The sequence below is a fragment of the Winogradskyella wandonensis genome (genome assembly GCF_004346845.1).
GTDB classification, from domain to species: domain Bacteria; phylum Bacteroidota; class Bacteroidia; order Flavobacteriales; family Flavobacteriaceae; genus Winogradskyella; species Winogradskyella wandonensis.
In genome coordinates, this window is the sequence record NZ_SMGI01000001.1 from 224733 (window position 1) to 249710 (window position 24978).

The 24978-nt window shown below is 34.6% G+C and carries 23 protein-coding genes; 11 read left to right on the forward strand and 12 right to left on the reverse strand.

Annotated elements, in window-relative coordinates; translation table 11 throughout:
- Window positions 1–1212: an MDR family MFS transporter gene (locus tag DFQ05_RS01090; RefSeq protein ID WP_132702701.1), complete on the reverse strand. Its 1212-nt coding sequence runs from the start codon at window positions 1210–1212 to the stop codon at window positions 1–3.
- Between the two features lie 237 nt (window positions 1213–1449).
- Between DFQ05_RS01090 and DFQ05_RS01095 the strand changes: the two genes are divergently transcribed.
- Window positions 1450–2049, forward strand: a complete 600-nt coding sequence (locus tag DFQ05_RS01095; protein WP_132702703.1) for a DUF1684 domain-containing protein — start codon at window positions 1450–1452, stop codon at window positions 2047–2049.
- A gap of 62 nt (window positions 2050–2111) precedes the next feature.
- Here DFQ05_RS01095 and crcB read toward each other — a convergent pair whose 3' ends face one another.
- Both crcB and DFQ05_RS01105 read right to left on the reverse strand, forming a co-directional pair.
- Window positions 2112–2477, reverse strand: coding sequence for a fluoride efflux transporter CrcB (gene crcB / locus DFQ05_RS01100; RefSeq protein ID WP_132702705.1), 366 nt, complete (start codon window positions 2475–2477; stop codon window positions 2112–2114).
- Window positions 2478–3497: an SRPBCC family protein gene (locus tag DFQ05_RS01105; RefSeq protein WP_132702707.1), complete on the reverse strand. Its 1020-nt coding sequence runs from the start codon at window positions 3495–3497 to the stop codon at window positions 2478–2480. It abuts the gene before it with no gap.
- Window positions 3498–3588: 91 nt separating this feature from the next.
- Between DFQ05_RS01105 and DFQ05_RS01110 the strand changes: the two genes are divergently transcribed.
- Complete coding sequence (locus DFQ05_RS01110; protein ID WP_132702709.1) at window positions 3589–5610, forward strand: dipeptidyl-peptidase 3 family protein; 2022 nt, start codon at window positions 3589–3591, stop codon at window positions 5608–5610.
- 50 nt (window positions 5611–5660) lie between these two features.
- Here DFQ05_RS01110 and DFQ05_RS01115 read toward each other — a convergent pair whose 3' ends face one another.
- Entirely contained in the window at window positions 5661–5846 is a 186-nt protein-coding gene (locus DFQ05_RS01115) for a hypothetical protein (RefSeq protein ID WP_132702711.1), read from the reverse strand.
- 54 nt (window positions 5847–5900) lie between these two features.
- On the opposite strand from DFQ05_RS01115, the gene DFQ05_RS01120 reads away from it, so the two are divergent.
- Window positions 5901–6287: a pyrophosphohydrolase domain-containing protein gene (locus DFQ05_RS01120; protein WP_132702713.1), complete on the forward strand. Its 387-nt coding sequence runs from the start codon at window positions 5901–5903 to the stop codon at window positions 6285–6287.
- 36 nt (window positions 6288–6323) lie between these two features.
- Here DFQ05_RS01120 and DFQ05_RS01125 read toward each other — a convergent pair whose 3' ends face one another.
- Window positions 6324–7394: a branched-chain amino acid aminotransferase gene (locus DFQ05_RS01125; RefSeq protein WP_132702715.1), complete on the reverse strand. Its 1071-nt coding sequence runs from the start codon at window positions 7392–7394 to the stop codon at window positions 6324–6326.
- 118 nt (window positions 7395–7512) lie between these two features.
- Here DFQ05_RS01125 and DFQ05_RS01130 point away from each other — a divergent pair, with 118 nt between their 5' ends.
- The 3 genes from DFQ05_RS01130 (at window position 7513) to DFQ05_RS01140 (ending at window position 9677) form a co-directional block, all read left to right on the forward strand.
- Window positions 7513–8028 carry a DUF4920 domain-containing protein gene (locus DFQ05_RS01130; RefSeq protein ID WP_132702717.1) on the forward strand — a complete coding sequence of 172 codons (516 nt, stop codon included), beginning with the start codon at window positions 7513–7515 and terminating at the stop codon, window positions 8026–8028.
- Window positions 8028–8708: a tRNA (5-methylaminomethyl-2-thiouridine)(34)-methyltransferase MnmC2 gene (mnmC2, locus tag DFQ05_RS01135; RefSeq protein ID WP_132702719.1), complete on the forward strand. Its 681-nt coding sequence runs from the start codon at window positions 8028–8030 to the stop codon at window positions 8706–8708. Before DFQ05_RS01130 ends, mnmC2 begins: the two co-directional genes overlap by 1 nt.
- Window positions 8709–8771: 63 nt before the next feature.
- Entirely contained in the window at window positions 8772–9677 is a 906-nt protein-coding gene (locus DFQ05_RS01140; RefSeq protein WP_132702721.1) for a TIGR01777 family oxidoreductase, read from the forward strand.
- Here DFQ05_RS01140 and rlmF read toward each other — a convergent pair.
- The 5 genes from rlmF to DFQ05_RS01165 form a co-directional block, all read right to left on the reverse strand.
- Window positions 9666–10577, reverse strand: coding sequence for a 23S rRNA (adenine(1618)-N(6))-methyltransferase RlmF (gene rlmF, locus DFQ05_RS01145; RefSeq protein WP_132702723.1), 912 nt, complete (start codon window positions 10575–10577; stop codon window positions 9666–9668). The two genes, DFQ05_RS01140 and rlmF, sit on opposite strands and share 12 nt — an antisense overlap.
- Window positions 10578–10810: 233 nt before the next feature.
- On the reverse strand, window positions 10811–11392 hold the full coding sequence (locus DFQ05_RS01150) for a Crp/Fnr family transcriptional regulator (protein ID WP_241974186.1): 582 nt from the start codon (window positions 11390–11392) through the stop codon (window positions 10811–10813).
- A 109-nt stretch (window positions 11393–11501) separates the two neighbouring features.
- Window positions 11502–12056, reverse strand: a complete 555-nt coding sequence (locus DFQ05_RS01155) for a hypothetical protein (protein ID WP_132702725.1) — start codon at window positions 12054–12056, stop codon at window positions 11502–11504.
- 95 nt (window positions 12057–12151) lie between these two features.
- Complete coding sequence (htpG, locus tag DFQ05_RS01160; RefSeq protein ID WP_132702727.1) at window positions 12152–14035, reverse strand: molecular chaperone HtpG; 1884 nt, start codon at window positions 14033–14035, stop codon at window positions 12152–12154.
- Window positions 14036–14154: 119 nt separating this feature from the next.
- Window positions 14155–16611, reverse strand: coding sequence for an alpha/beta hydrolase family protein (locus DFQ05_RS01165; RefSeq protein WP_132702729.1), 2457 nt, complete (start codon window positions 16609–16611; stop codon window positions 14155–14157).
- Window positions 16612–16795: 184 nt separating this feature from the next.
- Here DFQ05_RS01165 and DFQ05_RS01170 point away from each other — a divergent pair, with 184 nt between their 5' ends.
- Complete coding sequence (locus tag DFQ05_RS01170; RefSeq protein ID WP_132702731.1) at window positions 16796–17806, forward strand: 3-oxoacyl-ACP synthase III family protein; 1011 nt, start codon at window positions 16796–16798, stop codon at window positions 17804–17806.
- 681 nt (window positions 17807–18487) lie between these two features.
- On the opposite strand, the gene DFQ05_RS01175 is transcribed toward DFQ05_RS01170, so the two are convergent.
- Window positions 18488–20956, reverse strand: coding sequence for an outer membrane beta-barrel protein (locus DFQ05_RS01175; protein ID WP_132702733.1), 2469 nt, complete (start codon window positions 20954–20956; stop codon window positions 18488–18490).
- Window positions 20957–21093: 137 nt separating this feature from the next.
- On the opposite strand from DFQ05_RS01175, the gene DFQ05_RS01180 reads away from it, so the two are divergent.
- Entirely contained in the window at window positions 21094–21456 is a 363-nt protein-coding gene (locus tag DFQ05_RS01180) for a CoA-binding protein (protein ID WP_132702735.1), read from the forward strand.
- On the opposite strand, the gene DFQ05_RS01185 is transcribed toward DFQ05_RS01180, so the two are convergent.
- Window positions 21453–22970 (reverse strand): sodium:solute symporter, encoded by a 1518-nt coding sequence (locus DFQ05_RS01185; RefSeq protein WP_132702737.1) that lies wholly within the window; start codon window positions 22968–22970, stop codon window positions 21453–21455. The genes DFQ05_RS01180 and DFQ05_RS01185 overlap by 4 nt on opposite strands.
- 193 nt (window positions 22971–23163) lie before the next feature.
- On the opposite strand from DFQ05_RS01185, the gene recR reads away from it, so the two are divergent.
- The 3 genes from recR to DFQ05_RS01200 are packed head-to-tail and all read left to right on the forward strand — an operon-like array spanning window position 23164 to window position 24977.
- On the forward strand, window positions 23164–23781 hold the full coding sequence (gene recR / locus DFQ05_RS01190; RefSeq protein ID WP_132702739.1) for a recombination mediator RecR: 618 nt from the start codon (window positions 23164–23166) through the stop codon (window positions 23779–23781).
- A 10-nt stretch (window positions 23782–23791) separates the two neighbouring features.
- Window positions 23792–24364, forward strand: a complete 573-nt coding sequence (locus DFQ05_RS01195) for a phosphoribosyltransferase (RefSeq protein WP_132702741.1) — start codon at window positions 23792–23794, stop codon at window positions 24362–24364.
- A complete protein-coding gene (locus DFQ05_RS01200; protein WP_132702743.1) occupies window positions 24357–24977 on the forward strand; it encodes a haloacid dehalogenase-like hydrolase in 621 nt (206 codons plus the stop codon). Before DFQ05_RS01195 ends, DFQ05_RS01200 begins: the two co-directional genes overlap by 8 nt.
- Window position 24978 lies beyond the last annotated feature (1 nt).

Below are 24978 nucleotides of genomic sequence, written 5' to 3' on the forward strand. Positions count from 1 at the left end.
TTAATAAAGTTCGTTTTTCTTCTTCAAAATTCGTTTTAAATATACCAAAAGTAAAACGCCTACAACTCCAAGCGCGCACATAAAGTACCAAGTAAATTCATAACCTAAATAGGCTGACATTTGTAAACCCGCATTATGCGAAAATATGCTTGCAATAGAAAACGCCATAACATACATGGCGAGATATTCGCCTTGTTTTCCGCGTTTAGAACGATGCATGGCAAAAGCATTAGACATGGGGAAACCAATCATTTCGCCAATAGTCATTAGCACAATACCGATTACGAGTATACCGAGCCATGGTGTAATATTAAGTACAAAAAGACTTAAAATGGTAAGTGCTAATCCAAATAATGTGAGACCAATTTTTGTATAATTAGAGTTTTCTAACCAAGCAATAATGGGCATTTCGATTAAGAAAATGATAAGTCCATTTAGACCTAAAAGGTATCCAATTTCAGGCTCTGATAATAGATGGATATCCTTGTAATAAAGAGGCATAGTTGAAAAGTACTGCATAAAAATGAATGCAAAAAGCACCATAGCCGCAAAGAAAATCCAATACGGTTTGTCTTTATTTACAGAAATAGGATTGTCATTAACGTCAGTGTCGACCGCTTTAGCTTTTCTCGGATTAAGAACGCTAACTAATAGTACTGTTGCCAGAATACACGTTATGCCATCTACCCAAAATAAGCCACTATAACCAATAGTTGCAATAATGAGTCCACCAATGGCAGGTCCAGCCGAAAAGCCTAAATTAATAGCCAATCTAATCAAAGTGACAGACCTCGTTTTATTTTTGGGTTTACTATACACACTCATGGCAACGTACATGGCAGGTCTAAAAGTATCTGCAACAGTCATAACCAAAAATATACCAATACATATTTGAGCAAACGTGTCTAAAAATTGTAGTCCAATAAATAGAAAACCTGTGGAAAGAAGACTCCTTACCATAACTTTATAGTAACCGATTTTGTCTGTGAGCTTTCCACCAAGCCACGCACCAGCGACTGAGCCAAGTCCAAAGCAAGTCATTACCCAGCCAACATTGGTTTGGCTTATTTTCATATCTTCTCTTAGGTACAACGACAAAAATGGAATTATCATCGTACCAGACCTGTTTATAAAGGTTATAAGCGCGAGCCACCAAACTTCAGTAGATAAACCTTTGAAGGTGTTGATATAATTGGTGTAAAGTTTTTTCATTTTATAATAATCCTATAAATAAAAAGTCCGACACTGTTTGCTGTCGGACTTTTAATGGGTTTTGGTTAGTTAAATATATCAACATTATAACACACAAAAAGTCCGCCTTCTATAGTTAGAAGTCTGCTTTTGATTACATGTTACAATCGAAAATTTCATTTAGTCTTGCGTTGATTTGCTCTCAAAACTATAAAAAAAATGTTTAAGTTGTATTTTTGGGATAGAAAAAAGGACGATATGAAATTTATTAATGCTTTAGTTTTGTTTGCTATTCTCTTTTCGTGTTCAGAGAAAAAACCGGCTGCAATCGGAGAAACGGCTTACCAGATTGAACAAAACAATATATTCAAGGACGCTTCAAAATCGCCTTTAAAGGCTAAGGATTTAAAAAACTTTGATGGTTTAGATTTCTTTCCATTCGATTCGAGTTATGTTGTCAAGGCTTCATTAAAGCGTACTCCAGATTCAGAATGGTTTAACATGAAAACCACAACAGAGCGTTTATCTCGTGAACGTATATTTGGAGTTGCTATCTTTCAACTAAAAGGAAAGACATATCAATTAAACGTTTATCAAGGTGAAGAAAACCTGAATTCTGAGGCCTATAGGGATTATCTATTTTTACCTTTTTTAGATGATACTAACGGAGAGGAAACCTATTCTGGTGGACGTTACATTGACCTAAGAATTCCTGAAAGCGATACTATACAGATAGACTTTAACAAAGCATACAATCCGCTTTGCGCGTTCAACGAAAAGTATTCTTGCCCAATTGTACCTCGCGTAAATTACCTAGATGCAAGAGTGGAAGCTGGAGTTAAGGCTTTTAAGAAGTAGTAGGCAGTATTCAGTAACCAGTATTCAGTTATTAGTTTGAATAGAAAGTCTTTTAAATAGTTTTACTTCACCAAATACATGCCTCCAAATACAGCTAAAAAACCAACAACAAAGCTGCCAATTGTGTAGAGTGCAAACGACATAAAATCTCCTGATTTTAGAAATACATGGTTCTCGTAGGCAAAGGTTGAGAACGTCGTAAAGCCACCGCAAAAACCTGTAGCTAAAAGTAAGGTTTGAGACTCTGATAAACCTTCATTTTTTGCAGCAAGACCAAGTATAATTCCAATAAGTAAACTACCAACAACATTGGCGGCAAATGTACCGTAAGGTATACCGTTTTCAGAACTGTTAAGCCATTTTCCTACCAAGAAGCGTAAAGCACTTCCTAATCCGCCACCTACAAAAACTAATAGTAATTGTTTCATTTATTTTACAGCTAAAAAGATTTCCGTAACCCAATCTGCAGGGTTTGGTTGACTAGTTGGATCAGTTAAATAAGATTCTAGCATCGGACCATCTTCAATAAGTTCTAGATTGTTTTCAGCTATATAAGCCATGCCTTTTTCCCAAGCTTCTTTTAGATTTTCGTAATCCCCTTTTAAAGTCACTTTTACAGCTTTAAACGATTTTAGCTGACCGGTTAGAATTTCAGGTTCGTTTGTAATTATTTTAGAGCTTATTGGTACACCGCACGAAAACATCACAGCATTGTTAGCTTCATCCCATTGATGATAGAGTACAAAAGGCGCACCAGCAAACCTAATGTTATTGCTAATAGCATAGCCACCTACTTTAGGAAACATCTGTTGCATTTTCTCCTTAAAATTAGACATTTTGCTAGACGTAGTATTATAAAGATAAAATCCACCACTATGCTCTGTTATACCATCAACAGCAATAGAATAACGTTTCATATCTTTCTGAATTTGTTCATCTAGGAGCTCTAAACTTCTTTCGTAATGTGGCCCAATTTGTTTTTCCATGCCTCCTGTAAGCGTTACATAGGCTTTAAAGCCAAACGGTAAATCTTTTCCCGATATTTTCCAGTTAACAGTTGTGCTTCCATCATCATTTGCTATAAAATTCCATTTCACGTTAGATTTAGGGTAGTCCGAAAACTGCATTTCTTGAATGATAGAGTCATTTTTGGCTGCTGCTACTGTGGTCATCGTACCAACATCACCGTCTTGTGTCCAAGAATACAAACCGCCAACACCGCTAGTTTTTTCAGACAGAGAAATATTAATATCTGCATCTTCTTCTTTCCAAGAATTCCAAGCTTCCCAATTTTTAAAATCAATAACATTATTATAAACAACAGATATAGGCGCCTTAATCGTTCTGCCGCGTTCTACTTCGTAAGAATTGGGTTGTACCGCAATATAGATAGCAAGTCCAATAACAATAATTAAGAGCAGAAAAATGATATATTTTAAAGCTTTCATAGGGGATTGATTTTAGTTATAAATCAAAGATAGCAATTTTAAGGTATGTCTTTTTAGTGTTACCTTTGTGTACAACTTAAATCAATTCAAAATGAAATTAAAATCAATATTGAGTATTGCTTTATTAGCTTCACTTTTCTTTTCATGTGGAGATGATAAAAAAGAAGCCACTCCAGAAGCAAAAGAGTTTAGTTATAACGTTGAGCAATTTGCAGACATTAAAATTTTACGTTATAAAATTCCTGGATGGGAAAATCTAACTTTAAAGGAGCAGAAGCTGGTGTATTACTTAACACAAGCAGGTTTGGCAGGAAGAGATATAATGTGGGACCAAAACTACAGACATAACCTAGCCATTAGAAAAGCACTTGAGAATATTTATACAAATTACGCAGGAGATAAAACATCGGATAATTGGAAAGCGTTTGAGGTCTATTTAAAGCGCGTATGGTTTAGTAATGGTATTCATCATCATTATTCCAACGATAAATTAAAGCCTGGTTTTGATGAAGCATACTTCAATGAGTTATTAAAAGCTACGGGTACCAAACTAGATGGTATGGCTTATGCCGCTATATTTAATGATGAAGATTTAAAAAAGGTAAACCAGGCAAAAGGTGTAGATAATGTGGCGTTATCTGCTGTAAATTTTTACGGACCTAATGTCACAAACGAAGATGTCGAGAAGTTTTACGCCGCTAAGAAATCACCTAATCCAGATAGACCTTTGTCTTTTGGACTTAACTCACAACTGGTAAAAGAAGATGGCGAATTAAAAGAGCGTGTTTACAAATCTGGTGGACTTTACGGAAGCGCTATCGATGAGATTGTAAAATGGTTAGAAAAAGCAAAGTCCGTTGCCGAAAATGAAGCTCAAGGAAACGCTCTTGGTTTATTAATCGACTATTACAAAACGGGCGATTTACAAACTTGGGACGACTACAATGTGGCTTGGACTGCAGCTACAGAAGGTAACGTCGATTACATTAATAGCTTTATTGAAGTGTATAACGATCCATTAGGTTACCGCGGAAGTTATGAGAACATTGTACAAATCAACGATTTTGATATGTCTCAAAAAATGAAAGTCTTATCAGATAATGCGCAATGGTTTGAAGATAATTCTCCTTTAATGGACGAGCACAAAAAAGACAGTGTTGTTGGTGTTACCTATAAGGTTGTAACTGTTGCAGGAGAAGCTGGTGACGCGTCACCAAGTACGCCAATAGGTGTAAACTTACCAAATGCCAACTGGATAAGAAAAGAAGTAGGAAGTAAGTCTGTTTCTCTAGGAAATATTATTAATGCTTACAATAATGCAGGAAGCACAGGCAGATTGAAAGAGTTTGTACACGATGAAGAAGAATTAAAGTTAGAAGAAGAATACGGACAACTAGCAGACAAATTACACACCGCATTGCACGAAGTGATTGGTCATGCTTCAGGTCAATTAAATCCGGGCGTAGGTGAAACAAAAGAAACGCTGAAGAATTATGCATCTACTTTAGAAGAAGGTCGTGCAGATTTAGTTGGTCTTTACTATTTATATAGTCCAAAACTTCAAGAGTTAGGTTTAGTTGATAATTGGGAAAATGTTGGTAAAGCAGCGTATGATGGCTATATCCGTAATGGTTTGATGACGCAATTAATCCGTTTGAATTTAGGTGATGATGTTGAAGAAGCACACATGCGTAATCGACAGTGGGTAAGTGCCTGGGCTTATGAAAAAGGAAAAGCAGATAATGTCATTGAGAAAGTAACTCGTGATGGAAAAACGTATTTCAATATCAATGATTACGATAAATTACACGAGCTTTTCGGACAGTTATTACGCGAAACGCAACGTATAAAATCGGAAGGTGATTATGCTGCTGTAGAAGATTTAGTTGAAGGTTATGGTGTTAAAGTAGACCAAGCTATTCATAAAGAAGTTTTAGAGCGTAACAAGCAATTTACATCTGCACCTTACAGTGGTTTTGTAAATCCGGTTTTAGTGCCAGAAATGAATGAAAACGGAGAGATTACTGCAATAAAGGTAACCCAGCCAGAAGGATTTCCTGAGCAGATGTTAGAGTACAGTAAAACCTATAGTTTTTTACCAACAAAAAATTAGAAAATAGTTTTAACAGAAATTAAGGAAGGAGGCTCAATCGAGTCTCCTTTTTACATCAATAAAAACTTTACTGCAGCAATCATGCCTATAAAACCAATAAAGGCAAGAAGTATCCAAATAGTGCCTTTGTAGTATTTTTTATGAAGTTTTAAATCTTTGCGGTATTGGAAGACGATAACCGTTGCAAAAGCGATAAAAAATAATATTCCAAAAACTAATTGACCAGTCGTAAACATCTTCTTATTTTTAGTGCAAATTTAAGAATAACAAGATTAAAAAACTAAAGACAGATGCAAGATAAAATAGATGCTGTAAAGGCATTTCACACCGCTTTTAAAATTGGATACAGAGAAACTCCTAAAGCCCATTTAGGTATGGAAAAAAATCAGCTTCGTTATAAACTGATGCGCGAGGAAAATGAAGAATATTTAGAAGCTGCTAATAACAACGATTTAGTCGAAGTTGCAGATGCCTTAGGCGATATGCTTTATATTTTATGCGGAACCATAATCGAACATGGTTTACAACATAAAATAGAAGATGTCTTTAACGAAATACAGCGCAGTAATATGAGTAAACTGGGAGAAGATGGAGAACCAATCTATAGGGAAGATGGTAAAGTACTTAAAGGACCAAATTATTTTAAGCCAAACATTGCATCCATCTTAGAATCATAAAAAAAAAGCAGCCCAAGGCTGCTTTTTTTGATTGTATTATTTCACTTCATATCGCCAGCCGTGTTTATCTTCGGATAGATTGTGTTGAATATTAAGTAATGTCGATTTAAATAGCATCGCATAAGAATCTTCCACTTCTGCAATTTCATAAACTTCATCTGCATGCTCAAAAGCAGAAACAGGACTAATAACAGCAGCTGTCCCAGCACCAAAAATTTCTTTTAAGCTTCCGTTTTTTGCTGCGTCTTTAATTTCTTTAACACTAACACGTCTTACTTCCCAGTCAATGCCTAAATCTTCGGCAAGTTGTATCACACTTTTACGGGTAACACCATCTAAAATTCTATCGTTATTCGGTGCGGTAATTAGCTTATCTCCAATTCTAAAGAAGATATTCATCGTACCTGCTTCTTCTAGATACTCGTGCGTGTTAGCATCCGTCCAAATAATTTGCTGAAATCCTTTTTTCTGCGCTAAACTCGTTGGGTAAAACTGAGCGCCATAATTTCCAGCAGCCTTGGCGAAACCAACACCTCCATCAGCCGAACGACTAAATTTTTCTGCAAATAAGACTCTAACAGGCTCGCTGTAATAGGCTTTTGCTGGTGAGCAGATAATCATAAAACGGTACTCATTAGCAGGAGAAGCCGATATTGCAGGTTCCGTTGCAATTACAAACGGTCTTAAATAAAGAGAGCTACCAACGCCAGGTTTAATCCATTCAGAATCTAATTTTAATAAAGTTTTAAGCCCATTAAAAAAGTAGTCTTTCGGAAATTCTGGAATTGCCATACGAGCGGACGACTTATTTATACGCTCAAAATTTTGGTCAGGTCTAAACAAAAATACGTTTCCACTTTCATCTTTATAGGCTTTCATTCCTTCAAAAACAGCTTGACCGTAATGAAAAACACGTGCAGAAGGCTCAATAGTCATGCTTTGATATGGCATAATTTGTGGTTTTTGCCATTTACCATCTTTAAAATCACACACAAACATATGGTCTGTAAAGACGCGACCAAATGCTAGATTGTTAAAATCTACAGCTGTAATTTTAGACGTTTTTGCCTTTTCTATATCGATGTCGTTAGTGGAAATTAAAGTCATAAAATATCGAAATTTTGATGTTGCAAAAGTACGTAATCATTCGCGTAGCAAAACCAAAGATTACCTTAAATTTTAGTAAATTTGTATAACTTTTATCAACAATTTAAATACTATAAAAATGAAAAAAATTTTAAGCCTATTAATAATTACTGTTTTTATCACGGCATGTAAGAACGATACAAAGACATCCGTGGAAACGAAAGAAGTTGAAGTTAAAGAAATATCAGAGGAAATAGCTTACAACAGCTTTGGTGATAAAATCACAGATGCTGATGCCTTAACATCAGAACGTATGTTAGCGTATTATAAGGATATGAAAGTGGGTGACACACTAAATGCTAAAATGAAAGGGACAATAACAGAAGTCTGTTCTAAAAAAGGATGTTGGATGAAGTTAGATATGGGGAATGACCAAATTGTGCGTGTCACGTTTAAAGATTACGGTTTTTTCATGCCTTTAGATGCGAGTGGAGACGTTATCGTAAATGGTAAGGCGTTTGTAAAAGAAACGTCTGTAGAAGACTTAAGGCATTATGCCGAAGATGCAGGCAAAACTCCTGAAGAAATTGCAAAAATCACTGAGTCAGAAATAACAATGTCTTTTGAGGCAGATGGTGTTCTACTGAAGCAATAGTGAAACGAAAAATTATTACCACAGGAGATGGTTCTAAAACCATCCAAATTGAGGATTGGAACGAACAATACCATTCCATCCATGGTGCAATTAACGAAGCAAATCATGTATTTATTAAACATGGTTTGCTTTTTTATTCTGAATGCATTTCAAAATCTCATTCAAAACCTATCAATATTCTCGAAATAGGTTTCGGCACAGGTCTTAATGCATTTTTAACGTTAATTGAAGCCGAAAAATTAAAGAAAACCATCAATTATGTTGGTGTAGAAGCCTACCCAGTTAGGCAAGATGAAATAGACGTTTTGAATTATTTCGATTTAATTTCAACTCAACATCAAACTGAGTTTGAGCTGCTTCATACGTCTCCGTGGGATGAAGTCATCGCTGTTTCAAAATATTTTCAACTTAAAAAAGAAGAAAAGTTTTTTAAAGACATTTCTGCTATTTCAGAATTTGATATCGTTTATTTTGATGCTTTCGGAGCTCGTGTTCAACCAGAATTATGGACCGAAGATATCTTCAGATTAATGTATCACACTATGAAACCCAATAGTGTCTTAGTTACCTATTCTGCTAAAGGAAGTGTTAGGCGTGCTATGCAATCTGTGGGTTTTGAAGTAGAGCGACTTGAAGGACCTCCAAACAAACGCCATATGCTAAGAGCAATTAAACGTTAAAACTTAACTAAATCCTATTTCTTGCAGTTTTAGCACTCGTATCTTTGCTTAAAATTAATAATTGTGAGGGTTTTAATTACAGGAGCTACAGGTTTGGTAGGTAAAGAAATTGTAAGGCTTTGCCATAACGATGGTATTGCCGTAAATTATTTAACCACTTCAAAATCTAAGTTAGAAACTCAAGATAATTACAAAGGCTTTTACTGGAATCCCCAGAAAGGTGAAATTAATCACAAATGTCTAGAAGATGTCGATGCTATTATTAATTTGGTTGGTGCCTCAATTTCTAAACGTTGGACTGCCTCTTACAAAAAAGAAATTTTAGAAAGTAGAACGAAAACTGCAGCGCTACTCAAAAAAACAATTGACGAGAATAATTACCCTGTAAAACAAATTGTCTCTGCTAGTGCTATTGGGGTTTATCCGTCATCTCTAACCAATTATTACGAAGAAGATTTTAATAAGGTCTCTAATACGTTTTTAGGTGAAGTTGTAGAACAATGGGAAGCGGCTGTAGATGCATTTAAAGATTCTAGTATAGATGTATGTAAGCTAAGGATAGGACTTGTGTTATCTAATAATGGTGGTGCATTACCAGAAATTATTAAACCTATTAAAATCGGCGCTGGTGCCGCTTTTGGTAGTGGAGAGCAATGGCAGAGTTGGATTCATGTAGAAGATTTAGCAAGAATTTTCCTCTACGCTGTTAAAGAAGGTCTTACAGGTGTTTACAATGCTGTAGCGCCTAATCCTGTGACAAATGCAGAACTAACAAACATGTCGGCAAAAGTCTTAAAACGTCCGTTGATTTTACCAAACGTTCCAAAATTTGCAATGAAATTAGTTTTAGGAGAAATGCACATTATTTTGTTTGAAAGTCAACGTGTAAGCTCTAAAAAAATCGAGCAAGAAGGATTTCAGTTTAAATACGCCAATCTTTGCCCAGCTTTGGAAGATTTATTGGGTTAAATCCTGAAATGTCCACGCTACGATTCTACTGATTTTTTGTCCCTGACCCATATCTATTGTTTTAACTGCTTTTGCGTTTACAGTTTTTAGATGCTTGTAAATACTTTTTAGGTTAGATGCTTTAGAGACCAGAGTTGTAAACCAAAGACATTGCTCACCAAAATGCTTGCTTTCGAAAATGAGGTCTTTTATAAAACGTGCCTCGCCACCTTTGCACCATAATTCGTTGTGCTGACCACCAAAATTGAGTTTTAGTTCTTGTTGTTTTCCTTTTAGGTTTCTGAGCTTACGGCTTGCAGCTTTCTTAGCATCTTCTTCTGATGCATGGAAAGGCGGATTACACATCGTGAAGGTAATTTGTTCATTTAGATTTAGAATGCCTTCTAACTTTTTTGCACTATTAGATTGAAATTTAATGTCGATGTGATTTTCTAAATTATTTTTAGAAACTATGTCTTTTGAAAAGCTAACAGCAGTTTCATCAATATCTGAAGCTATAAACTGCCAACCATAAATTTTATTTCCTAAAAGTGGGTAGATACAATTTGCGCCAGTACCAATATCTAAACCTTTGATGCTCGAGTTGTAAGATGAGTCTTCAATCAAATCTGCGATGTAGTGGATGTAATCTACACGTCCAGGAATTGGTGGACATAAGTATTGTTCTGGGATGTCCCAATATTCAATATCATAGTGTAGTTTTAATAAGGCAGCATTAAGCGATTTTACAGCCTCTGGATTGAAGAAATCTACAGATAAACTGCCATATTTATTTTTTGCAACAAACGGTTTAAGACTCGGAGCTACTTCAATTAATTTTTCGAAATTGTAACGTTCTCTATGTTTACTTCTTGGGTGAAGTTTCGATTTTGTTTGTTCAGGTTTATGTTTTTTAGACAAGTGGTACAAGTTATCAATAGTAATGCAAATTTAACACAATCCTTTCATATCTATTGTTATATCATGATAGCTGAAAAAGACAATATTCGGTGATAGGTATTCTGTAATAAAAAAGCGTAACTTATAACAAGCTACGCTTTTTATGCTATTAATAACTAAGAGAATGGGGGATTTTCTCCTTGCGATTACAAACATAGGGCAAAAATTTATGTCGAAAATTGACGTATGTTAATTTAGTTATATAAATCTCTTCGAATACGACTTAAGCTTTCTGTAGTTATGCCCAAATAAGATGCAATGTGGTAATTCTTGACCATCTTCTCTATGTCTTTGTGTGTGTTGAGAAAATCTATGTATCGCTGTCTGGCGGTTTTAGATAAATTAGATAAAATTCTTTTTTGAAATGCCGCATAGGCATTCTCTAATTTTTTTCTAATATAAAGATGAAACTCGGGTATTTTTTCCATTAACATTTCTCTATCATCTCTAGATATTCTATAAACTATGGAATCTTGCAAAGTTTCGAGATACATTATAGCGTTTGATGATGAAAAAAATGCTGTAAAATCACTTATCCACCAATCTTTAATTCCAAATTGAACCGTGTGTTCTTTTCCTTTTTTATCAACGTAAAATGTACGTAAACAGCCTTCTTGAATATAAAACATGTCTTGAATTATATCACCAGGGCGAAATATAATTTCATTTTTAGCATAATGCTCTTTGTGTAGTTTACTATATAATAATTTTTTTTCTGTATTCGAAAAAGAAACACCTGTAAATACATTTTCAATATGTGCATATTTTAACGACAAGAACTAAGACTTTAGCGGTTTGTTAGCCTTTCTAATATAAGCAAAAAAAATCCTATAAGAAAGAACTTAAGCCCTAAATCTTATTGATATTTAGGGATTTGTTTTAGAATCAGGCACACATACTTCTTTTAAAGCCTAAATCTAAACACAGTTTTTGTCGACGAATTTTAGATGTTTTTGGATTGGTTTTTAAAAATTGAATAGGAATCTTATCCTCAATATTAATGGCATCAAAAACAGCTTTTTCGTTGAGGTAAAAAGCTCCAGTGTATACTTGTGAATTGTATTCAAATTTATATTCTAGAAGATACATAAACAGCTCTACGAATTTTCTGTGCCTTCCCATGCCTTCTGTATGAGAATGGTCTTCAACTTCTTTATTTGTTATTATGGCTGTTGTGTAGCTTCCATACTTTTTAATCAATGCTTTTTCGTAATAAAACAATAAACTAGATGGTAATGTGTATATCCAAACGAACAGAATAAAGGCAATAAAAACACCGCCAAATATATAAAAGAACAGCTGGTCTTTGTTTACAATTGTACCTATGTAAATTAGTACTAGCCCAATGCTAATAAACAATAATCCACCAAGAATTAAAAAGAGGTGCTTTTTAATAGCTTCTATAGAAAAATTAATGCGGTCTTTTAAGGTGAGTTTCAAATTTCAAATTTTGACTAATGTCTGAAAAAATAGTCAATAAAAAAACCACCAAGCTTTCACAAGGTGGTTTTAGTTATAATATAGCTCTCAAAGCTTTACTTAATCATATCATAGCTTCGTTTGATGAAGTTTGTTAGCTCTTCACCCTTTAGTAAGCCTTGAGATAAGCGTGCTAGGTCTAAACTCTGATTAATTAAGCGTTCTTGCTTTTTCTTTGTTTTGGTATTTAAAATTTCACCAACCAACTCAGAATTTGTGTTAACCACAAGGTTGTACATTTCTGGCATATTACCCATACCAAACATGCCGCCACCAGTTTGTTGCATCTCCTTCATGCGGCGCATAAATTCGGGCTGTGTAATCATAAACGGTGAAGCATTACTATCCATAGCTTCTAACTGTACCATGAATTTTTCAGAAGGAATAACTTCTTTTAGTAACTCGTCTAGTTTTGTTTTTTCATCTTCAGATAATTTTGAAATCGAAGAATCTTCTTTCTTAATTAAATTATCAATATGGTCTGCATCGACACGTGCAAAAGAAATCTTTTCTTTAGTGGTTTCTAACTTTTGCATTAAGTGCGAAACGATAGGCGAATCTAATAATAAGACTTCGTAATCTTTTTCTTTAGCAGCTTCTATGTATGCGTGTTGTGCATCTTTATCTGAAGCATAAAGAATCACCATTTTATCATCCTTATCGGTTTGCTTCGCTTTTATAGCGTTTGTCAATTCTTCAAACGTATAATACTTGCCGTCTACTGTTGGGTAAAGTGCAAAAGCATCTGCTTTTTCGAAGAATTTTTCTTCAGAAAGCATACCGTATTCGATGACAATTTTGATGTCGTTCCATTTAGCTTCAAAATCTTCACGGTTGTTATTGAACAAAGATTTTAACTTATCGGCCACTTTACGTGTGATGTAAGATGAAATTTTCTTTACAGCACCATCGGCTTGTAAGTAACTACGAGACACGTTTAATGGAATGTCTGGAGAGTCGATAACACCACGAAGCATCGTTAAGAATTCTGGTACAATACCTTCGACATTATCGGTTACAAACACCTGATTTTGATATAACTGAATTTTATCTTTCTGAATTTGTAAATCCGCAGACATTTTTGGGAAATACAAAATACCCGTTAAGTTAAACGGATAATCTACATTAAGATGAATATTGAATAATGGCTCCTCAAATTGCATAGGGTACAACTCGCGGTAGAAGTTTTTGTAATCATCAGCTTCTAAATCGGCTGGCTGTTTAGTCCATGCTGGATTTGGATTATTGATAATGTTATCTACTTCTTTTGTTGGTGCCGGGTCATCTTCCTTGGCGCCTTCAGGTTTTGGAAGTGTTTCTGTTTTGGTACCAAATTTAATTGGCACAGGCATAAACTTGTTATACTTTAATAGTAACTCTCTTATTCTACTTTCTTCTAAGAATTCTGTAGAATCTTCAGCAATATGAAGAATAATTTCTGTACCTCTTTCGGTCTTATCGGCTTCTTCTAAAGTAAACTCTGGAGAGCCATCGCAGGTCCAATGTGCGGCAGGTGCATCTGTGTGTGATTTGGTAATAATCTCAACCTTATCTGCCACCATAAATGCAGAATAGAAACCTAGACCAAAATGGCCAATAATACCCGCATCCTTAGCAGAGTCTTTGTATTTGTCTAAAAACTCTTCAGCACCAGAAAACGCTACTTGGTTAATGTATTTTTCAACCTCTTCAGCCGTCATACCTAAACCTTGGTCGATGATGTGTAATTTTTTGGCATCTTTATCAATCTTAACTTCGATTTGCGGATTGCCGTATTCCACTTTAGATTCGCCAATGTTAGTGAGATGCTTCAATTTTAATGTGGCATCGGTGGCGTTACTAATTAACTCACGAAGAAAAATTTCGTGGTCACTATATAAAAACTTCTTGATTAAAGGGAAGATGTTTTCTACTGAAACATTAATATTTCCTTTTGTCATGATTATTTGTGTTTTGAGTTATCAAATTAATTCAATACTACTAAGACAACAAAAATGCCAATTGAAGATTAGTGACAAGATGACATAAAAAAGCCATTCAACTAGAATGGCTTTTTTAATTACTTTCCTTTTACTTTAGAGGGTTTATTTTCGATTTTTTTGTTCTCCTTTTTCTTGTTCTTCACATGTTTGTCTAGCCATTGGTCTTGCTCCCAAAGCATGTGCATAATAGACTCTTTTGCTCTATAGCCATGACTTTCTTTAGGTAACATCACTAGCCTTACTGGCGCTCCTAATCCTTTTAGGGCATTAAAATAGCGCTCACTTTGTAATGGATATGTTCCTGAATTATTATCGGCAACACCATGTATTAAAAGTAGTGGTGTTTTCATTTTGTCTGCGTGCATAAAAGGAGACATGCTATAGTATATTTCTGGAGCTTCCCAATAACTGCGTTCTTCACTTTGGAAACCAAACGGCGTCAAAGTTCTGTTATACGCACCACTACGAGCAATACCTGCGGCAAATAAGTTGGAATGCGACAATAGATTGGCCGTCATAAAGGCACCGTAACTGTGTCCACCAACAGCGACGCGGTCTCTATCGATATACCCTAAATTGTCAACTGCATCGATAGCTGCTTTACCATTGGCTACAAGCTGCGTTCTAAATGAGTCATTTGGTTCTTCAGAACCTTCACCAACAATAGGAAAGGCAGCATCGTCTAAAACCACATAGCCGCGAGTTACCCAATAAATTGGTGAACCCCAATACGGATATACAAACTCATTGGCATTAGATGTACTTTGAGAAGCACTAGCTTTGTCTTTATACTCTCTTGGGTATGCCCATAAAATCATAGGATATTTTTTTCCTTCTTCATAGTCCAATGGTAAGTAAAGTGTACCATCTAAGTCTAAACCGTCATCACGTTTATAGGTAATCACTCGTTTGTTTACCTTTTTAAGACTTTTAAATGGATTATCAAAAGACGTTATGGCTTTAAGGTTATTTTTCTTTTTGATGTTTCTGATATAATAGTTTGGATATTCTGTAGGCGACTCAATACGTACAAGAATTTCACCTTTTTTCATATCTATTGCAGAACTAAGATTTTCTACTTTATCGGTGTAAGTTGAGGTGTATAATCGTTTAGTTTTATTAGATGTTACATCATATTCGTCTACAAACGGAAATTGACCGTCTTTTGTATAACCATCTCCCATTAAGTAAAGCTTGTTGCCATCCATTTCTAACGTATAACGGCCATACTCATTTTTTGAATTGACAAAACTTCCTGGATTGCTATAAACATCTTGATAATTTCTGTCAGAAATAATTTTAGGAGTTTGGCTAGCATCAGAAGGATTAAACAAATACGTTTTGGTATTTCTTGTATTCCACCATCGATCGTATGCTATGGCAACATTATCATTACCCCAGTTTATTCCAGCAAATCGTTGTTTCGTTTTTAAAAGTAATTCTGGTTTACCATTAAAAGGCGCATCTGTTTGGTACACTGCATCTCTGTACTCGACATCAACAGAAGGGTCTCCTTGGTCTAACGCTTCCGCCCAGACAAGCGTTGCTGGTTTGTCGGCTCTCCAGGACATATTACGTTTACCAAGTCTCGTGGCCATAAAACCTTTTGGTCTTACTTCGTCAAGAGGAACATCGTTAACCGTTTTTATTGCATTCCCGTTTGTGTCATAAATAACGCTTTCATTAGGAAATCTTGAATACGTCACTAAATACGAAAACGGTCTTTTAATTTTTGTAATCATAACATAATTACCATCTGGTGAAAAACTAATGCCACGATACATCGCAGAAGGTAAAAAATCTTCAGAGGCTCCATTGATAGATACCTTTTTAATTTCAGAATGCGCCAATTGCTCAAAATTAAACTCATCATTAGGTGTTTTTAATAAATCTTGATAGGTTCTGTTCTGGGCTTTAGAGCCGTCGCTTACGGAAATTGTTGGTCCTGTTGGTACGGCAATGGACGTATTTATTAATGGTTTTCTATCTGAAGGAAGTGTTTTAACTAATAGATGTTTATTGTCTTTAAACCAGCTAATGGTGCTACCCATATTTGCATTTACATTGGTGTCTGTAATTTTTGAAGCTTTTGCGGCTTTAACATCTAGAATCCAAACTTCGACACCTGCATTAGTAGTATTTAAGCATGCAATCATAGACTCGTCTGGCGACCAGCTAAATCCAGATAATCTTGGATTTTCTGGAAGGCCAATAACTTGTTTTGCCGAATCATCCGTCGTTTTTTTGACTTTAAGATTGTTATAAAATGTAGTACGGCTACCTATATTGGTTACAGGATTAATACGTAATCCTGCTAGGCGCATTTCTGTTTCAGATAATTCCTCAATTGATTTATACTGATTTCTGTAGATAAGTACCATGTATTCGCCCTTACTATCAATTTGAACACCAGGCGCTAAATCGACATCGGCTAATTCTAATATGTCCTTAGGTGGGGTTTGATAATTTAGACTTGTTTGCGCATAGCTAAAACAAACAAAGAAAAAAAAGAAGTATTTAATTATGGTTTTCATAGTGTGTTGATTTTTAGTCTTAAAATTGCTTTGTAAGTTAATAAAAATGAATAGTTAGGCTTCTTTATGATGTGTTAAAATAGAACTGTTTGCAAACAATATCAGTTATTATGCACGCATAACGAATACAAGCTTCGATAGCCTTTAAATGGTTAAATTTGCAGTTCCCTTTAAAAACTAAAATATGTACAATTCTAAAATAACGGGCTTAGGAAAATATGTTCCAGAAAATGTGGTCACTAACAATGACCTTAAAGCGTTTATGGATACTAGCGACGAGTGGATACAAGAACGAACAGGAATAAAAGAGCGTCGTTGGATAGACCCAAAAACAAGTGATGATACGACATCTATAATGGGTGCTAAAGCTGCTAAAATTGCTATTGAGCGTGCAGGACTAACCAAAGATGATATCGATTTTATTGTCTTTGCAACGTTGAGTCCGGATATGTATTTCCCAGGTGGTGGTGTACGTGTACAGGAACTATTAGAAATGGATACCATTGGCGCCATAGATATCAGAAATCAATGCTCTGGCTTTATTTACGGATTATCTGTTGCAGACCAGTTTATTAAAACAGGAATGTATAAAAATGTATTGGTCATAGGTAGCGAAAACCATTCCGGTGGTCTTGAAAAATCTACAAGAGGTCGTGGCGTTACGGTAATTTTTGGTGATGGAGCAGGAGCAGCTGTTTTAAGCAGAGAAGAGGACAATACAAAAGGTATTTTATCTACACATTTACATTCTGAAGGTAAGCATGCAGCAGAATTAGCGTTAGAAGGACCAAGTACAGGACGTTGGGTAGATGCCATTATGGAAGAAAACGACCCTAATGATGTGTCTTACTATCCATATATGAATGGGCAATTTGTATTTAAACACGCGGTTGTGCGTTTTAGTGAAGCGATTATCGAGGGATTGACTAAAAATCAACTTCAGAAAGAAGATATAGATATGTTAATACCGCATCAAGCTAATTTACGTATCTCTCAATTTATCCAAAAGAAATTTGGTTTAAGCGATGACCAAGTTTATAATAATATAATGCGTTATGGTAATACCACGGCAGCGTCTATACCTATTGCATTAACTGAAGCTTGGGAAGAAGGAAAAATTAAAGAAGGAGATAATGTAGTTTTAGCCGCTTTTGGTAGTGGTTTTACATGGGGAAGTGCAATCATTAAGTGGTAAATGAGTAAAAACTTTTTCTCCCATCCAAATAAAATTACTGTGATTGCATTTTTCATAGTTTGTTTTGTAGGCAATATTTTACTCATTACGCAAGCAACAAACAGATTTAAGGAATCATTATTTCAATCTAAAAATGTAGTGACTTTACTAATAATGTCTGGTTTAATGATAACTGCATTTATAGTATATGCCAATTATTTAAAAAATGAGCATTCTAAAAAATAAACCAATTAAATAAAAAAAAGCCGAAACTCCCCAGTTTCGGCTTTTTTAGCTATTAACTAAACTTAACTAACACTTATTATAAACGGATTGTTTATAAATTATATTACTTAAAAAACTTATCATATACTTAGACGTTGAAACTTCAAGTTTATTGCAAACTTTAACATTATTAACTCTAGATTAACAAAAAATCCAAAAGCGGACAACTTTTGGATTTGACTATACTTAGTTTGGTTTTTTTATTTTGAAGACTAACTCAAATAATTGTAACTCTAACTAATTATAGGATAAGTCGATAAGTATTAATTATCATTACAACATCTTTGGTTTCAAATAGTATGCCAAATAAAAACCCGAAGTAAAATTACTTCGGGTTTTCTGTTTAATAGCCTACTAACACTAACCATCAACTATTAATAAAGGCTATTAAAATTTCTTTTATTTCATTCTAAAATTTTAGAAGAATCCTCCGTCATTCTTCTCATCGTTATCACGGTTCTTTCTTGATTTGGCTCTATACTTTCCACCTCCAAATCGGTAAGACAGGCCGGCAAATATTTGTTTAAATTCGCCTTCAAAATTAACTTGTGCTGGTATTGGTCGTGCACTAAATACGCTTACTTCTTGCGTATCTAACACGTTGTTAAAGTTTAAGCTGAAGGTAGCTCTTTCGTCTTCTAAGAAGCTGTATCGTAAGCCGAGATTAAGAAAATAAATAGGGTCAACTTCAAAATTTAATCCAGTTTCCTTGTTTCTAAAAAATCCGAAAGCAGATAGGGATAATCGTTTAGTAACTTTAAAATTATTGAAGACTCTAAAGTTCATAATTAAATTATCAACTTCGGTAACCGATGTTACAATATCGTTTTCTGTTGGGTTTGGTAACGTTGGGTCAATAGATTCTGCGATACCTTTTTGTTTTTGGTTGTACAAATCAAAACTGGCATTTAAACTCCACCATTTGGTGACTTTATAATTTGAAGACACTTCAAAACCGTAAGCATTTGTTGTATCAAAATTTCCTCTGGTTAAAATAACGCGACCCGATGTTAAATCTGAACGGTCAACAATTACCACCTGATTAATTTCATCTTCAATAATTCTATAAAATACACCAGCCGTAATACTCCCTTTTTCAAGGTTTCTTGTAAAATTAAACTCTGCCGAATTTGTAAATTGTGGTAATAGTTCTGGGTTTCCAAATTCTGAAATTAAAGCAGTATTAAAATTAGGAACAGGATTTACATCACCAACACCTGGTCTATCTACACGACGACTTACACTAAACTGGTAAGCGTTTTTTTCTGAAGCTTTGTAATTTACAAAAATGGATGGATACAATTGAAAATAGTCGTTCTCAAATGGAAAATCAGTGCTTGTGTTATTCGATAAATCAGTATCTACGGCAAACGCATCTACTTGAACACTCTCGGCACGCAAACCTAACTGATAAGACCATTTTTCGAGTTGCTTTCCGTAACTCGCATATACAGAAAAAATATCTCTAGAGTATGTAAAATCTGTTTCTGTAGGTACAAAATTACCCATCATGTTTCTTACTCGACCATCAGAGTTGTAGCCTAAATCATTCTCAAAAATTCGAGCCTGTAAACCAGCTTCGAGTTTTGCACTTTCCGAAAACGGATACACGTAATCTAAATTTATAGTTGTTCTCGTCCGGCCATTGTCTGTAAATTCTACAAAGTTCGGTCGTTGCGCGTTGCCCGAAAATAAATTGTCAGTTTCAGACGAGCTATCAAATATATTGTGGTCCACTTCTAATTCAATATTATGGCCATCTGCGATGTCGTATTTGTAATTAAAATTGTATTGCTGACTTGTGTTTTCGCTATCACCTAAAATACTTTGAAATTGAACGTTATTGTTTCCTGTATTAGACAATTCTGTGTCTACAATTGCACTTCCGTCAAATACGTTCTGGTTGGTAAAAACAGAAAGTGTGTGTTTTTCATTTAGGTAATAGTCAATACCAAATTTGTACAAATGTGAGTTATTTTCATTCAAAATATCTAAAGTTTGAATGTTTCCAGTTTGTTGTTGCTGAAAAATTCCTTCGTTGACATTGTCCGAAAAGCTATTACCATAACTTCCATAATAATTCAGTTTTCCGTTTCTGTAATTAGCATCAATAGAACTGTTGAATTTCGGTTCAATCTGGTAAGCTAAACCAACATTAAGATTACCGTTAAAACCGATGTTTACGTTTTTATATAAAATGATATTAATGATACCACTCATGCCTTCAGGATTGTATTTTGCTGAAGGATTCGTAATTAGTTCAATTTGTTTTATTGAAGTTGAGGGAATTTGTCTTAGTAATTGCGCCACAGGTACATTTGATAATTTACCATCGACCATTACTTGTACATTCGCATTTCCACGTAGCGAAATTGCACCAGTTTGCGCATCCATATTTACAGACGGAATATTATTCATAATATCCGAAGCCGTTGGTCCAGCTGTAGTTAAGTCTTTACCAACGGTAACGACTTTACGGTCAATTTTTTGTTGAATTGTAGATACTTCGGCTACAACGACCACTTCGTCTAAAGCTGCGGCATCTTCACTTAATTTTACATCGCCAAGATTAACTTTGTAATTTCCTTTTTCTAAGGTTACAGATTTGCTTACTGTTTTATAACCAATGTAAGTGATTTCTACAGTTACAGCTCCTTCAGGGATTTTAGCAATAGCAAAGTTACCTTCAGCATCTGTAATTCCTCCTGTAATTACTTTTTGATTTTTATCCTTTATAATGATGTTTACATAGGGTAAAGGCTCGTTAAGATTGGCGTCTAACACACGGCCAGAAATGGTGCCGTCTTTGATTTCAGAATTTGCGTTTGGTTGAGAAAAAGCTGCGAAAGAAAATAGCACAGCTATTAACATTAAGTAATGTTTCATTGATTGTTCGTTTTTTGTGATACGTCATTTTTTAAGCAAAAGTGACGTATCGATTGATTGATGATAGTTTGTTAAAGTATAGACGACTACTTTTGTATCTTGTTACTTCTTTTAACAATTCTTAACAAATTTCAATAATGAATAAAAAAACATTGGTACTTGGAGCCTCTTTAAAACCAGAGCGTTACTCTAATATTGCAATTAATAGATTGGTCAATTATAATCATGAGGTTAAGGCTTTTGGATTACGAGAAGGTGAAATTGCTGGTATTAGTATTGATACAGAATTGTTAGATTATGAAGGTATTGATACGGTTACATTATACTTAAACCCGGCACGACAAGCACAGTATTACGATTACATTATTGGATTAAATCCAAAGCGCGTCATTTTTAATCCAGGAACAGAAAATCCTGAATTCTACAAATTACTATCAGAAAATAATATTGAATACGAAGTGGCTTGTACTTTAGTTTTATTAGGAACCAATCAGTATTAAGCAATTTTTTTTGAATCGTCTTTTAGAATTTCTAAAATCTCTTTTTTACTTTTCATATTCGTTTTAGTAGAAATAAGCAGTAAGCCAACAAAAGTGATAAATCCATTAATAATTAAGATTTCCCAATGAAATTGATACTTCCCTATTATAGATTCTGGTAAAAGCGTAATAGCGAAGCTTATACCTATAGAAAGTAGAGCAATAATCCAAGCATACTTATCCTTAATTTGCAATTTAGTTAGTATGCCAAAAGCAAATAAACCAAGTAAAGGTCCGTAAGTAAACGTGGCGAATTTAAATAGATTGCTCACTACATTTCCATCTAAATAATTAAAAATTATAACAACAATAACTAATACAACAGATACTCCAACGTGCACTTTTTTACGTAGTGGTGTTTGTTCAGCTTTAGGTCGTTTTTCAATATTTAAAAAATCTACAGAGAAGGAGGTTGTTAGCGATGTCAATGCCGAATCTGCACTGGAATAAGCTGCAGCAATTAAACCAATAATAAAAATTACAGCTAGAGGCTTTCCTAAACCTTGATTCATAGCAATTTCTGGGAACAATAGATCGGTTCTTACACGTCCATCAACTAATGGAATATCGACTCCAAACTGTTCTGAATAGATAAACAATAATGCACCTAACGATAAAAAAGCAAAGTTGACTATTACCAAAAGCACAGACATACTAATCATGTTTTTTTTGGCATCTTTTTCAGATTTGCACGTCAGGTTTTTTTGCATCATATCTTGGTCGAGACCAGTCATGGCGATAGTTATGAAAATTCCGCCGAGGAAATACTTCCAGAAATATTCTTTAGAATTGACATCATCAAAAAAGAAAATTTGTCCTTTTTCGGCAAAGCTTTCAGAATTTAGAAATTCCATGTACGACCAATCTAGTTTTTGATTAATTAGGAAAATAGCCAAGCCTACTGCGGTCAACATGGCCAATGTTTGTAAGGTATCTGTCCAGATAATGGTTTTAATTCCGCCTTTAAAGGTGTAAATCCAAATGAGTAAAATTGAAATTACAACCGTTAACCAAAATGGAACGCCCATTTGTTCAAATACAATATATTGCATGGCTAAGGCTACCAAAAATAAGCGAAAAGAAGCACCAGTAACACGAGATAATAAAAAGAAAAAAGCACCCGTTTTATAACTTACGATACCAAAACGCTGTTCTAAATATTGATAAATTGAAGTGATATTCAGACGATAATAAAGCGGAAGCAACACAAAAGCAATAACAAAATACCCTACAAAAAAACCGAGAACACCTTGCATGTATGCAAATTCTTGTCCGCCAATTAATCCAGGTACAGAAATAAACGTCACACCAGAAAGCGATGCGCCAATCATTCCAAACGCTACTAAATACCAAGGCGCCGATTTATTAGCTTTAAAAAATGCTGCGTTAGTGTCTTCTTTCCCTGTGAAATAAGAGATTAAAACCAATACACCAAAATAGGCAGCGATTAGTAGTAGGATGGACGTCGGAGACATATTTCTATTTATCTTACTGAATGTCAGGTTGAGCGCAGTCGAAACCTCTGTGAATAATAATCTTAAACTTAATAGTCCTCGACTGCGCTCGAATGGACAAGATTCAAATTATATAGTCCGAAAATAAACTTTTTATTCTATTTCGAGCGAAAGTCGAGAAATCATTGCAATAAAATTATTTAACTTCGCAATCATGGAATTTTCTTCAAAGTTATTAGAAAACGCAGTCAACGAAATGTCGCAATTACCAGGAATTGGTAAGCGTACGGCATTACGTTTGGTTTTACATTTGTTACGTCAGCCCAAAGAGCAATCGTTTTTATTAGCAGGCGCTTTGCAAAAAGTCAGAGAAGAAATTAATTTCTGTAAATCTTGCCACAACATAAGCGACCAAGAATTATGCGAAATCTGTATCAATCCCATGCGCAAAAAAGAGTTAATCTGCGTTGTAGAAGATATCCGCGATGTCATGGCTATTGAAAGTACAGGTTCTTTTAAAGGTTTGTACCACGTTTTGGGTGGAAAAATTTCACCAATGGATGGTATTGGACCACAAGATTTAAATATCGAAGCCTTGGTAGAACGTGTTAAGTCTGGAGCGATTAAAGAGCTTATTTTTGCGATGAGCCCAACGATGGAAGGTGATACGACTAACTTCTATATTTTTAAACAAATTCAAGATTTCGATGTTACGACATCTACTATAGCAAGAGGAATTGCAGCGGGTAATGAGTTAGAATATGCAGATGAGGTTACGCTTGGACGTAGTATTATTGACCGTGTGCCTTTTGAAGCTTCACTAAAATTATAGATTTTTTAGTGTGAAGGTTATAACACTACATAAAACCGATTTCGAAGGGCGTTGCCAAGAGCTATTTTCTAAAATTGACGTACAACCAGATGTTGTTGTTGGAATTTTAAATGGAGGTGGATTTATCTTAAAAGAATACCAAAAAATAGCTTCGAAAAATACCGAAGTTACAACTATAAAATTGCAGCGCGATTCAACAAAAGGATTAAAGAAGAAAAGTCTTTTACAGAAATTTTTAAAAGCTTCGCCAAGTACGCTTTTAGATGGTTTAAGACGTATGGAACATCGCCGAAACTTGAATAGAAAGCTAAAAGAAATTCAATCGGATTTAGAGATTAAAATAAAATCAAAACCTGAAACCGTAAATACGATTTTAATTCTCGATGATGCTTTAGATTCAGGTATAACCATCAAATCCGTTATTCAATCCTTACAAAATCAGTTTCCGAATTCAGAGATTAAAACAGCCGTGATTTCATGGACAAATTCGAAATCAATTATTGCTCCAGATTATTATATATTTAAAAATACACTTGTACGTTTCCCTTGGTCATTAGATTATAAATCTCAATGTCATGAGTAAAAAGGTCTTGGTTGTAGATTTAGATGGAACGCTTTATAATACCAACACGTTTCATCAATTTTTAAAGTTTTTATTGAGCTTTTATTTCAATGATTTTAGACTGTTTAAACTCAAGTATCTCATTGTTTTAATGAAACTCCGGTTTCTTCGAATTATTTCTCATGCAAGATTAAAATATGAAGTACTTAAGCTCATTCAGAATGAAACTATAGATTTTGAAGCCTTTGTTTCTAAGCTTTCAAAATATAGAAATGAGTTTGAAGAAGTTTCAGATTCTTCGTTCGATATTAAAATTTTGGCTACAGCAGCGCCAAGTTGTTATGCAGAGCTAATTGCTAAGCACCGTGGATTTGATGTTTGTTTGGCTACAGATTTTCCTGAAAATGGATTTTCTCCAGATTTTGAAAATCTTCGAGAGCAGAAAAAGAAAAATCTTCTAAAGTATCTAGAATCTAAAGCTATAACGTCAGTTGATGTTTTTATCACAGACCATATAGATGATGCATCTATAACCCAATTAGCTACAAAAAATATAATTATTAATCCCGATGTAAAATTTTCTAATTGGCTGAAAGAGAATTTAGTTAATTTTGAAGTACGAAAAATAACTTAAA

Excerpts from the sequence above, each read along its gene's own strand:
- DFQ05_RS01090 (WP_132702701.1), bottom strand. The coding sequence starts at position 1,212 with ATGAAAAAACTTTACACCAATTATATCAACACCTTCAAAGGTTTATCT.
- DFQ05_RS01095 (WP_132702703.1), top strand. The coding sequence starts at position 1,450 with ATGAAATTTATTAATGCTTTAGTTTTGTTTGCTATTCTCTTTTCGTGT.
- crcB (WP_132702705.1), bottom strand. The coding sequence starts at position 2,477 with ATGAAACAATTACTATTAGTTTTTGTAGGTGGCGGATTAGGAAGTGCT.
- DFQ05_RS01105 (WP_132702707.1), bottom strand. The coding sequence starts at position 3,497 with ATGAAAGCTTTAAAATATATCATTTTTCTGCTCTTAATTATTGTTATT.
- DFQ05_RS01110 (WP_132702709.1), top strand. The coding sequence starts at position 3,589 with ATGAAATTAAAATCAATATTGAGTATTGCTTTATTAGCTTCACTTTTC.
- DFQ05_RS01115 (WP_132702711.1), bottom strand. The coding sequence starts at position 5,846 with ATGTTTACGACTGGTCAATTAGTTTTTGGAATATTATTTTTTATCGCT.
- DFQ05_RS01120 (WP_132702713.1), top strand. The coding sequence starts at position 5,901 with ATGCAAGATAAAATAGATGCTGTAAAGGCATTTCACACCGCTTTTAAA.
- DFQ05_RS01125 (WP_132702715.1), bottom strand. The coding sequence starts at position 7,394 with ATGACTTTAATTTCCACTAACGACATCGATATAGAAAAGGCAAAAACG.
- DFQ05_RS01130 (WP_132702717.1), top strand. The coding sequence starts at position 7,513 with ATGAAAAAAATTTTAAGCCTATTAATAATTACTGTTTTTATCACGGCA.
- htpG (WP_132702727.1), bottom strand. The coding sequence starts at position 14,035 with ATGACAAAAGGAAATATTAATGTTTCAGTAGAAAACATCTTCCCTTTA.
- DFQ05_RS01165 (WP_132702729.1), bottom strand. The coding sequence starts at position 16,611 with ATGAAAACCATAATTAAATACTTCTTTTTTTTCTTTGTTTGTTTTAGC.
- DFQ05_RS01170 (WP_132702731.1), top strand. The coding sequence starts at position 16,796 with ATGTACAATTCTAAAATAACGGGCTTAGGAAAATATGTTCCAGAAAAT.
- DFQ05_RS01175 (WP_132702733.1), bottom strand. The coding sequence starts at position 20,956 with ATGAAACATTACTTAATGTTAATAGCTGTGCTATTTTCTTTCGCAGCT.
- DFQ05_RS01180 (WP_132702735.1), top strand. The coding sequence starts at position 21,094 with ATGAATAAAAAAACATTGGTACTTGGAGCCTCTTTAAAACCAGAGCGT.
- DFQ05_RS01185 (WP_132702737.1), bottom strand. The coding sequence starts at position 22,970 with ATGTCTCCGACGTCCATCCTACTACTAATCGCTGCCTATTTTGGTGTA.
- recR (WP_132702739.1), top strand. The coding sequence starts at position 23,164 with ATGGAATTTTCTTCAAAGTTATTAGAAAACGCAGTCAACGAAATGTCG.
- DFQ05_RS01200 (WP_132702743.1), top strand. The coding sequence starts at position 24,357 with ATGAGTAAAAAGGTCTTGGTTGTAGATTTAGATGGAACGCTTTATAAT.